This window comes from Sinomonas sp. (genome assembly GCF_036848755.1).
Lineage (GTDB): Bacteria > Actinomycetota > Actinomycetes > Actinomycetales > Micrococcaceae > Sinomonas.
Window position 1 is genome coordinate 1 of the sequence record NZ_DAIUJO010000118.1, and the last position, 10,450, is coordinate 10,450.

Annotated in this window: 14 protein-coding genes and 1 riboswitch; of the genes, 13 read left to right on the forward strand and 1 reads right to left on the reverse strand. The window is 68.2% G+C overall.

The window, feature by feature from the left end; genetic code table 11:
* Nucleotides 1-1,652, reverse strand: a 1,652-nt coding sequence (thiC, locus tag V7053_RS15585) for a phosphomethylpyrimidine synthase ThiC (RefSeq protein WP_334173187.1), incomplete at its 3' end; no start/stop codon positions are given.
* Nucleotides 1,653-1,659: 7 nt separating this feature from the next.
* A riboswitch (TPP riboswitch) is annotated at nt 1,660-1,767 on the reverse strand.
* 125 nt (nt 1,768-1,892) lie between these two features.
* Here thiC and V7053_RS15590 point away from each other — a divergent pair.
* From V7053_RS15590 to V7053_RS15650, 13 genes are all read left to right on the forward strand, one after another.
* A complete protein-coding gene (locus V7053_RS15590; protein ID WP_334173188.1) occupies nt 1,893-2,786 on the forward strand; it encodes a VOC family protein in 894 nt (297 codons plus the stop codon).
* A gap of 115 nt (nt 2,787-2,901) precedes the next feature.
* On the forward strand, nt 2,902-3,363 hold the full coding sequence (locus V7053_RS15595; protein ID WP_334173189.1) for a hypothetical protein: 462 nt from the start codon (nt 2,902-2,904) through the stop codon (nt 3,361-3,363).
* 180 nt (nt 3,364-3,543) lie between these two features.
* Nucleotides 3,544-3,945 carry a 30S ribosomal protein S16 gene (gene rpsP, locus V7053_RS15600; protein ID WP_334173190.1) on the forward strand — a complete coding sequence of 134 codons (402 nt, stop codon included), beginning with the start codon at nt 3,544-3,546 and terminating at the stop codon, nt 3,943-3,945.
* A 1-nt stretch (nt 3,946) separates the two neighbouring features.
* Nucleotides 3,947-4,189 (forward strand): RNA-binding protein, encoded by a 243-nt coding sequence (locus V7053_RS15605; protein ID WP_334173191.1) that lies wholly within the window; start codon nt 3,947-3,949, stop codon nt 4,187-4,189.
* Between the two features lie 114 nt (nt 4,190-4,303).
* Nucleotides 4,304-4,876, forward strand: a complete 573-nt coding sequence (gene rimM / locus V7053_RS15610; RefSeq protein WP_334173192.1) for a ribosome maturation factor RimM — start codon at nt 4,304-4,306, stop codon at nt 4,874-4,876.
* Nucleotides 4,877-5,710 carry a tRNA (guanosine(37)-N1)-methyltransferase TrmD gene (gene trmD / locus V7053_RS15615; RefSeq protein WP_334173193.1) on the forward strand — a complete coding sequence of 278 codons (834 nt, stop codon included), beginning with the start codon at nt 4,877-4,879 and terminating at the stop codon, nt 5,708-5,710.
* A gap of 268 nt (nt 5,711-5,978) precedes the next feature.
* Nucleotides 5,979-6,338, forward strand: coding sequence for a 50S ribosomal protein L19 (gene rplS / locus V7053_RS15620; protein WP_334173194.1), 360 nt, complete (start codon nt 5,979-5,981; stop codon nt 6,336-6,338).
* A gap of 40 nt (nt 6,339-6,378) precedes the next feature.
* The gene (gene lepB, locus V7053_RS15625; protein WP_334173195.1) at nt 6,379-7,065 is read left to right on the forward strand and encodes a signal peptidase I; all 687 of its coding nucleotides are present in this window, start codon (nt 6,379-6,381) and stop codon (nt 7,063-7,065) included.
* Complete coding sequence (gene lepB, locus V7053_RS15630) at nt 7,062-7,850, forward strand: signal peptidase I (protein WP_334173196.1); 789 nt, start codon at nt 7,062-7,064, stop codon at nt 7,848-7,850. The genes lepB (V7053_RS15625) and lepB (V7053_RS15630) overlap by 4 nt, the downstream gene beginning before the upstream one ends.
* A 1-nt stretch (nt 7,851) precedes the next feature.
* Entirely contained in the window at nt 7,852-8,601 is a 750-nt protein-coding gene (locus V7053_RS15635) for a ribonuclease HII (protein WP_334173197.1), read from the forward strand.
* A complete protein-coding gene (locus V7053_RS15640; protein WP_043127802.1) occupies nt 8,598-8,921 on the forward strand; it encodes a DUF2469 domain-containing protein in 324 nt (107 codons plus the stop codon). The genes V7053_RS15635 and V7053_RS15640 overlap by 4 nt, the downstream gene beginning before the upstream one ends.
* A 104-nt stretch (nt 8,922-9,025) precedes the next feature.
* Entirely contained in the window at nt 9,026-9,382 is a 357-nt protein-coding gene (locus V7053_RS15645) for a YraN family protein (RefSeq protein ID WP_334173198.1), read from the forward strand.
* A partial coding sequence (locus V7053_RS15650; RefSeq protein ID WP_334173199.1) for a YifB family Mg chelatase-like AAA ATPase occupies nt 9,379-10,450 on the forward strand: 1,072 nt, incomplete at its 3' end. The genes V7053_RS15645 and V7053_RS15650, both read left to right, overlap by 4 nt.

A 10,450-nucleotide genomic window follows, 5' to 3' on the forward strand; every position in this document is an offset into this window, starting at 1 on the left:
GCCTCCTTCGAGCCGAACTCGTTGCGGATGTCCTGGGAGATGCGCATCGAGCAGAACTTGGGGCCGCACATCGAGCAGAAGTGCGCCGTCTTGGCGGGTTCCGCGGGCAAGGTCTCGTCATGGAAGGCCTCCGCCGTGGCCGGGTCGAGGGAGAGCGAGAACTGGTCCTTCCAGCGGAACTCGAAGCGCGCCTTCGAGAGCGCATCGTCGCGTTCGTGTGCTCCGGGGTGGCCCTTCGCGAGATCCGCGGCATGGGCGGCGATCTTGTAGGTGATGACACCGGTCTTGACGTCGTCCTTGTTCGGCAGTCCAAGGTGCTCCTTGGGCGTGACGTAGCACAGCATCGCCGTCCCGTACCGAGCGATCTCCGTCGCGCCGATGGCCGACGTGATGTGGTCGTAGCCGGGCGCGACGTCGGTCACGAGCGGGCCGAGCGTGTAGAACGGGGCGCCGTCGCAGAGCTCCTGCTGGCGCTCGACGTTCTCGCGGACGAGGTGGAAGGGAATGTGTCCCGGGCCCTCGACCATGACCTGGACGTCGTACTTCCATGCCCGCTTCGTGAGCTCGGCGAGCGTGTCGAGCTCGGCGAACTGCGCGGCGTCGTTCGCGTCGGCCGTCGAGCCGGGGCGCAGCCCGTCGCCGAGGGAGAACGCGACGTCGTACTGCGCGAAGATCTCGCACAGCTCGTCGAAGTGCGTGTACAGGAAGTTCTCCTCGTGGTGCGCAAGGCACCAGCCGGCCATGATCGAGCCGCCGCGGGACACGATGCCCGTGACGCGGTTGGCCGTGAGCGGGACGTAGCGGAGGAGTACGCCCGCGTGGATCGTCATGTAGTCGACGCCCTGCTCGCACTGCTCGATCACGGTGTCGCGGAAGACCTCCCACGTCAGGGCCGACGCATCCCCGTTGACCTTCTCGAGGGCTTGGTAGATCGGCACGGTGCCGATCGGCACGGGCGAGTTGCGGATGATCCACTCGCGGGTCGTGTGGATGTCGTCCCCGGTCGAAAGGTCCATCACCGTGTCCGCGCCCCACTTGGTGGCCCACTGGAGCTTGTCGACTTCCTCGGCGATCGACGACGTCACCGCGGAGTTTCCGATGTTGGCGTTGATCTTGACGAGGAACGCCTTGCCGATGATCATCGGCTCGGACTCCGGGTGGTTGATGTTGTTGGGGATGATGGCCCGGCCTGCGGCGACCTCGGTGCGGACGAGTTCGACGTCGCAGTTCTCCCGCAGCGCGACATAGCGCATCTCCGGCGTGACGATGCCCTGTCGGGCGTAGTGCATCTGCGTGACGCGGCGGCCGCCCTTGGCCCGCCGCGGGACCGGCCGTGCACCCTTCCACTCGGCGGAAGCGGCACCGCGCCTCAGGGCCGACCGGCCGTCGTCGAGCAGGTTGCGCTCTCGGCCCTCGTAAGGCTCGGTGTCGCCTCGCTCCTCGATCCAGGCCGCGCGATAGGCAGGGAGGCCGACGACGGGATCGCTCCCGGGGCCAGCCGTGCGGTAGACGCGCAGAGGCGCGTTGGCGGAGCCGTTGGGGGAGTCGTCGAGTGCGATCTCCGTGACGGGCACCCGAATTCCATGGGTGCTGTCCTCGAGGAACGCGAGCGAGTGGGCGGGGTGCTGCTCTGTGGTTGCAGAGGTGCTCACAGTGTCTTCCAAAGGAGTTCTCACTTCCTACGCCGGCATGACCCGGTCAGGTTCGACGGTCGCAGGCCGCGTCAGCCTGATCTCAGCCCTTGCGAGGGCACCCGTGTGGACAGTCACGCACGCTAGCAGATCGGGCGTCCGGAGGCACGGGGGCGCGGTCATGTGGCCGGAATAACCGTGCTTGATTGAAGGTTCAAGTAAATGTACCCTTGAAGCAGGCATTCCATCCGAGGAGCAACCATGAGCATGTCATCCAGCCTCTCCGCGCCGAGCCAGGACCTCCTGCCGGCCGACCTCAGCATGGGCACCGTCATGCTCAAGGTCGGGGACATGGGCCTGATGCTCGACTACTACCAGCGCGCGCTCGGGCTCGTGCCCCTCACGGAGTCCCTGGGCGGCGTATACCTCGGGCGCAAGGGCGTCCCGATCATCCACCTGAGCCCCGCCGCAGGGCTCCACGTCCCCGGGCGCGGCGAAGCCGGACTGTTCCACACGGCGATCCTCTTCGACAATCGCTCAGACCTTGCCGCAACGGTTGCGACCGCCGCCCAGTACGATCCTCGTCTCTTCGCGGGGAGCGCCGATCACCTCGTCTCCGAGGCGTTCTACTTCACCGATCCCGAAGGCAATGGCGTCGAGCTGTACTTCGACAAGCCGCGCAGCACATGGGAGTGGCACAGCGACCAAGTCGTCATGGACAGCCTTCCGCTTCCCCCTCAGGGCTTCCTCCAGGCCAACCTCACGGAGCAGTCGGTGACGGACCAGCACGAGGCCGCCGCGGGAGTCGGTCACGTCCACCTCCAGGTCGGCGACGTCCCCACCGCGCATCGGTTCTACGTCCAGACCCTCGGCTTCGAGCAGACAGCGGGATGGCACGGTCAGGCCCTGTTCGTCTCGGCCGGGAAGTACCACCACCACATGGCCATGAACGTCTGGAACAGCCGCGGGGCTGGCCCGCGCAAGGACACCCTCGGGCTCGGGGAGGTCCTCATCCACGTTCCCGGGAACGACGACATCCTGGCGGCGGCGGACCGCCTCAAGGCGGCCGGTGTCGCCACACAGCACACCGGGCTCGAGCTGCGCTTCGAGGACCCGTGGCGCAACCGCATCCGCATGGCGTCCGTGGCAGCCTGACCCCACCTGCGTTACGCTCAACGTGTCCGCGGTCTCCGCGGGCACGTTGCCCGTCCCACAGCCCGTTCCGCCGGGGCCGGCCCGGCCCGGCATCTGCCCGATCGAGGGGGATACTGTGTCAGCTCCCAGCCCGTTCGCCGAAGTCTTCGTATCGACTCATACCGACGCCGTTCGACGCGCCGCCGACCTCGACTCCGGATCCGCCGCCGACGTCGATGGCGAGGGAGTCCGCATTCCCGGCGTCTCCGACTACGAGATTGAACAGCTCGGCACGCTGGTGGGCGCCGCGGTGCATGCTGCCGGCGCCGACTACGAGCTGACCATGGTGGACGTCGCGAGCGACACTCTGCTCGCTGTCCCGCCTGCCATGGTCCGTGCGCTCGCGGAGCTGCTTGCCTACGAGTCGGATGAAGGGGAGGGCGACGCCGTCGAGCGCGTCGCCGCCGCCTGGGTCGATCAGGAAGACCTTCCGTTCGACGCCCAGGAGGCCTATGGCTACGTCGAGCAGCTCGCGAAGCTCGCGGCCGACGTGGACGACTCCGGCCAGCAGGAGCTCTTTGTGTGGGCCGGCACGTGAGGCCACCCGCGCGAATCGCAAAATGCTCTGTCGGTCTGGCACAATAGTGGGGTACCCGACTGGCGCGGCCCCTCTCTCCGCGTGCGTCGCGTCCACCAGAACCCGCCCGAGTATGGCCCGCCCCACGGGAGCAGAAAGCGCGAGTTCGCCCTTTTTCCAGAAACAGGAGTGACCACAACCGTGGCCGTTAAGATTCGCCTCAAGCGCTTCGGCAAGATGCGCCAGCCGTTCTACCGCATCGTCGTCGCGGATTCGCGCACCAAGCGCGATGGTCGTGCGATCGAGGAGATCGGCAAGTACCACCCGATCGAGGATCCCTCGTTCATCGAGGTCAACTCGGAGCGCGCGCAGTACTGGCTCTCCGTCGGCGCCCAGCCGACCGAGCAGGTCCTCGCCCTCCTGAAGGTGACCGGCGACTGGCAGAAGTTCAAGGGCCTTCCGGGCCAGGAGGGCACCCTCAAGGCGCCCAAGGCCAAGGAGTCCTTCGTGGCTCCCGAGAAGGACTCCGTGATCCGCCCGGAGGCTCCGAAGGCTTCGAAGCCCGCCGACGAGGCCCCGGCCGAGACGACCGAGGCTGAGTAGTTTGCTGGCCGACGCGCTCGAGCACCTCGTCCGTGGGATCGTGGACAACCCCGACGACGTCACCGTGGAGGCGAAGAACAGCCGCCGCGGTGACGTTCTCGAGGTCCGCGTCCACCAGGACGACTTGGGCAGGGTGATCGGCCGGCAGGGCCGGACGGCCCGCGCGCTGCGCACGGTCGTGGCTGCCCTCGCCGAGGGCGATTCGGTACGGGTCGACGTCGTCGACACCGACCGTCGCCGCTAGGCGCCGGACCGGCATCAAATTCAGATCCGAAGGCTCCGGCCCCTCCGCCCGCACGAGACGGCTGAGGGGCCGGGGCTTTTCTGTGCATCAACGTCAGTACGAGGAGAGGAAGACATGCAGGTTCGCGTCGCGCGCATCGGCAAGCCGCACGGCATCCGAGGCGAGGTGACGGCCCAAGTCCTGACGGACTCGCCCGAGGACCGCTTCACCCCAGGCGCCGTGTTCGACGTCGACCCCGCTGCCCAGAGCCCGCTCGCCGTGCGCTCCCTCACCGTGCGCTCCGCGCGCTGGAACAAGGACATCCTCGTGCTGGGGTTCGAAGAGGTCGCCGACCGGAACCGGGCCGAAGAGCTGCGCGGCGCGACCCTCTCGCTCGACACGGACGAGGTCCAGGACGAGGACGACGAGGGCTGGTACGAGCACGAGCTCGTGGGGCTCGAAGTCCGCGTCGACGGTGAACGCGTCGGGACCGTGTCGGCGCTCCAGGTCATGCCGGCCCAAGATCTGCTGGTGATCGAAACTCGACAGGGTGAGGTGCTCGTGCCCTTCGTCGAGGAGATCGTGCCGGAGGTCGACCCCGAGGGCGGCTTCGTCGTCGTCGTTCCTCCGGCGGGCCTCTTCGAGCTCAACGCCGAGCCTTCCAGCGGTGCCGGGGAGACCGAGGACGACGGCGGGAAGGGCGCCTAGATGCGCATCGACGTCGTCAGCATCTTCCCGGAGTATCTGGCGCCGCTGCGACTGTCCCTGCTCGGGCGCGCCCAGACGGACGGCATCCTCGAGCTCGAGGTGCATGATCTGCGCGAGTTCACCAGCGACCGCCACCGCACGGTGGACGACACGCCCTATGGCGGAGGCGCGGGCATGGTCATGAAGCCCGAGCCGTGGGCGCTCGCGCTCGAGGCCGTCCTCGCGGCCCAGACGGCGCGGCGCCACCCAGGCCAGGGGGACGCCCGCCAAGGGGACCCCCGCCAGAGCGATCCGCCCACGCTTATCGTTCCCTCGCCGGCGGGCGAGGTCTTCACCCAGTCGCTCGCGTACGAGCTCGCCGAGGAGCCGACGCTGGCCTTCGCCTGTGGCCGCTACGAAGGCATCGACGAGCGGGTGCTCGAGTGGGCGGCGCCGCGGTTCCGCGTCCGGCCGGTGAGCCTCGGCGATTACGTGCTGAACGGCGGCGAGGTCGCCGTCATGGCCATGGTCGAGGCGATCGGCCGGCTCCTCCCTGGAGTCGTGGGGAACCCCGAGTCGCTCGTGGAGGAGTCCCACTCCGACGGTCTCCTCGAGTACCCCGTCTACACCAAGCCTTCCTCGTGGCGGGGACTGGACGTTCCGGAGGTCCTCCTGAGCGGCAACCACGGGCGCATCGCGAAGTGGCGCCGGGAGCAGCAGCTGCGGCGAACGGCGTCGCGCCGGCCTGAGCTGCTCGAGGGAGTCGACGCGTCCCAGTTCAGCGGAGGCGAGCGGGAAGTGCTCCGCGAGCTCGGGTACGGCGTGGACGACAGCGGGCGGCTCGCGCGCGCTTGACGGACGCGGGCTCGAACGGACAGCCGCTTGCCCGACCGCGAGTGCGCACAACAGCGGCTTGCCCGACCGCGAGTGCGATTCGCGCGTCGAGGGCGGCCCGTGGCAAAATGGAGCGTTGCGCCCGCCGGGCTCGGACTCTGCCACAGGGGAGCCGGCCAACGGCTGGGGCGTCCCGCTTCCGGGCCAATCCGGCGGGCGGGTGAGAGCACGGGCCCTCTGGGCCCGCGACTGAAGCGATTGACCTGTGGCAGTCGCCAGGAGAAGCATCATGCATCAACTTGACGCTGTCGACGCCGCCTCCCTGCGCTCCGACATCCCGACCTTCGCCCCGGGCGACACCATCAAGGTGCACGTCAACATCATCGAAGGCAAGAACTCCCGCGTCCAGGTCTTCCAGGGCTTCGTCGTCGGCCGTCAGGGCCACGGCGTCCGTGAGACCTTCACGGTCCGCAAGGTTTCCTTCGGTGTGGGTGTCGAGCGTACGTTCCCGGTTCACTCCCCGATCATCGACAAGATCGAGGTCGTGACGAAGGGTGACGTGCGCCGCGCGAAGCTCTACTACATGCGCGAACTCCGCGGTAAGGCCGCGAAGATCAAGGAGAAGCGCGACTACAGCTCCTCCAAGTAAACCTGTTGGTGAGCCTTATGGCCTCCACCGCTGACGCGTCGTGACCGCTCAGGCCGACACCGACCGCAGCACCCGGTCCGAGCGCCGGCCCAGGCTTCTGGGCTGGCGCTCGGCGCTTCTCGGCGTCGTCGTCGCGCTCATCGTGTGGAGCCTCATCCGGGCGTTCGTGGTCGACGTCTTCTATATCCCCACAGGGTCGATGGAGCCTCTGCTCCAGCCCGGGGACCGGATCGCGGTCTCGCGCACGGCGTTCGCGTCAAGGCCGATTGCGCGCGGCGATGTGGTGGTCTTCGACGGGCGCGGCTCGTTTGCGCCGCTCGAGAGCGGTCGCGGCTGGCTCGGCGACGCGCTTCAGGGCATGGGGGAGTGGCTCGGGATCGTTCCCAACGAGACCGTCTACGTCAAGCGGGTTATCGGAGTCGCCGGCGACCACGTCGCGTGCTGCAGCCCCGACGGACGGCTCACCGTGAACGGGAAACCAGTCGACGAGCCCTATCTGTACCCCGGAGACGCTCCGAGCACGATGAAGTTCGATGTCGTCGTGCCTGCGGGGCGTCTGTGGCTCCTCGGGGACCATCGGTCCGATTCCGTGGATTCCCGCGCCCTCCTCGGGGCGCCGGGAGGCGGACTCATCCGTACTGACCGTGTGATCGGCCAGCCCGTCGCCATTCTGTGGCCCCTTGATAGATTGGGGCCGATGACCACCACTCCGAAGGAGGTCCGGTGACCCACGGGGCCGAGACAGGACCGCACGACGCCGACCAGGGCCCCGCCGCCGAGGATCCGCAGGATCGGATGGACGACGCGCAGGATCCCGTCGACACCGTCCGCGAGCGCAAGCCCCGCCGAGGGGGACTGCTTTCCTGGATCCGGGAGATCGCGCTCATCCTCGTGATCTCGATCGTCCTCTCCTTCGTCATCAAGACGTTCTTCTTCAAGGCGTTCTACATCCCATCGGAGTCGATGGTGCCGACGCTCGAAGAGAACGACCGGATCTTCGTGAACCTCATGGTGCCGCGGAACTTCGGCCTCCAGCGCGGGGACGTCATCGTCTTCAAGGACACCAAGGGGTGGCTGCCGCCGTCGACGGACGGGGTGCAGAACTGGTTCCAGAAGAGCCTCGAGTTCATCGGGCTGCTTCCGGACACCTCGCAGCAATACCTCATCAAGCGGCTCATCGGCCTCCCCGGAGACCACGTCGTCTGCTGCGATGCACAGCAGCGGATCACGGTCAACGGTGTCGCGCTCGTCGAGCCGTACGTCAACCCAGCCGAAGTGCCGCGCCCCGTGCCGTTCGACGTCGTCGTTCCAGCCGGCGACGTGTGGGTCATGGGGGACAACCGCAACCACTCGTCGGACTCGCGGTTCCACAACGCCGCCCAGCCCGGCAACGGCTTCATTGACGAGAAGGACATCGAGGGTCAAGCTGTCGTTATCGCCTGGCCGCTCAATCGGCTGGGGACGTTGAGCAACTACCCCAGCACTTTCTCGTCTATTCCCGCACCCCATTGACATGACAGCCCTTGAGTCCGCCCGCGTCCGGCAGCCGTCGCGCAAGCCCGCGGCCCCCGCCCCCACACTTCGATACGTCCGTCAGCTCGCCCTCGAGCACGGTCCGCTCGTCGCCGGGTGCGACGAGGTCGGTCGTGGTGCCCTTGCCGGACCTGTCAGCGTCGGTGTAGTCGTGGTCGACGCGCGTCGCGTAAGGACGAGGACCGTCCTGCGGGACAGCAAGCTGCTGACCCCGGAGAAGCGGGTCGAGCTCCTACCGCTCGTGCGCTCGTGGGGTGTGGCCAGTGCAGTGGGCCATGCGAGTGCTGACGAGATCGATGCGTACGGTCTCATGGAAGCCCTTCGGCTTGCGGGCACCCGCGCTCTCGCGGAGATCGCGTCCGCCGGCGTCTTCCCCGACGTCGTCCACTTGGACGGAAACTACGACTGGCTCGGCCGGGCGGGCCAGGGCGCGCTCTTCGGCGACGCGGCTGCCCCGCCCCTGACGCCGGTCCGGACGATGATCAAGGCAGATCTGAAATGCCAGGCCGTGGCTGCCGCGAGCATCCTTGCCAAGGTGGAGCGGGACACCATCATGACGCAGCTTGGCTCCGAGGACAGGCGGTACGGGTGGGCCGTCAACAAGGGGTACGCGACGCCCGAGCACCGCGCAGCACTCCTCGCATTCGGGCCGACGGCGTGGCACCGGCGCAGCTGGAATCTCGAAGGCGGCGCCGGGCTCCTCGAGGACGATGGGAAGATGGAACTATGAGCGCTGAAGACCTCGAGAACTACGAGACGGACATGGAGCTCCAGCTCTACCGCGAGTACCGTGACGTCGTCTCGCTGTTCAGCTACGTCGTGGAGACGGAGCGTCGGTTCTACCTGGCCAACCACGTCGACCTTCAAGCCCGGTCTGCAGACGGTGAGGTCTACTTCGATCTGACCCTCCAGGATGCCTGGGTCTGGGATGTCTACCGCAGCGCCCGTTTCGTGAAGAGCGTCCGCGTCATCACGTTCAAGGACGTCAACGTCGAGGAGCTTCCGAAGGTGGAGGACCTCGCGCTTCCCAAGGATGGCCTCGGGACATGATCCAGGGCGCAGCTTTGGCCCTCCACACCGATAGAAGCGGCGTTTCCCCCACATAGCTTGTGGCCTCGAGCCCACGTTTGGGACTGGCCGGGCAAGCTGGCTTCATGAGGGCGAAGGACAGACTCGGGCAGCGCGGCGAGCGGCTTGCCGAGGACTACCTGAAGGCGAGCGGGGCCGTGATTCTGGACCGCAATTGGCGGTGCCGGGACGGCGAGCTGGACCTCGTGGCGCTCGACGGTGCGGTGCTCGTGGCAGTAGAGGTGAAGTCCCGCTCGTCGTGGGACTTCGGCCACCCGTTCGAGGCGGTCGACGACGCGAAGCTCGCGCGGGTGGCACGCCTTGCCGCCGCGTGGGCCAGGGAGCATCGACTGCAGAGCGCTCGGCGCCGGGTCGACGTGATCGCCGTGACGGGGCCGGAGAAGGCCTCTCCGCTGGTGGAGCATCTGCGGGGTGTGGCGTGAGCGGGGTTGGGCGCGCGCTGGGCATCGGGTTGGTGGGCCTCAACGGGTTCGTGGTGGAGGTCGAGGCGGACATCGGCCAGACCCTCCCCGCATTCGTGCTGCTGGGTTTGCCGGACTCGGCGCTGAACGAGGCGAAGGAGCGGGTGAGGTCTGCCGCGCAGAACTCGGGCCTGCCGTTGAGCCGGCGCAAGATCACGGTCAATCTGATCCCGGCTTCGCTGCCGAAGCGCGGGACGGCGTTCGACCTCGCGATCACTGTGGCGGCGTTGGCGGCTGCGGGGGACATTCGCCCTCCCGCGGATGCCGTGTTCGTCGCGGAGCTGGGCTTGGACGGGCGGCTGAGGCCGGTTCAGGGGGTGCTGCCGGCTGTCATGGCTGCGGTCCGCGCCGGATACCCGGACGTCGTTGTCGCATCCGCGAATGAGGCGGAGGCCCGCCTTGTGCCGGGGGCGCGCGTGCGCGGCTATGAGAGCCTCGGAAGCCTCGCGCTGGACCTTGGCGCGGACCCGCTCAACGTGGTTCTCCCCGAAGAGGCGGGGCCGGGCGCTTCGGCTGGTCAGGCGGGGGAGGGCGACGGCGCGGCGCCGCCCCCGCGGTCGGCGCCGGATCTGCGTGACGTCGCGGGGCAGCACGAGGCGCGGGCTGCGCTCGAGGTTGCGGCGGCCGGAGGGCATCACCTATTGATGCTCGGTCCGCCGGGGGCGGGCAAGACGATGCTGGCCGAGAGGCTTCCGGGGATCCTTCCCGATCTCGACGATGAGGCGGCGATGGAGGTCACGGCGATCCACTCGCTCTCGAGCCACCCGAGCGCGACCCGCGAGCTCGTGAGGCGTCCCCCGTTCGAGAGCCCACACCACACGGCGAGCCCGGCGGCGATCGTCGGCGGGGGCGCTGGGATCGCGCGTCCCGGCGCGGCGTCACGCGCGCATCGCGGCGTGCTGTTCCTCGACGAGGCGCCGGAGTTCCATCGGAACGTCCTCGATTCCTTGCGTCAGCCTCTCGAGAGCGGCGTAGTCAGCATCGACCGCGCCGCGGGCACGGCAGCTTATCCGGCCCGGTTCCTGCTCG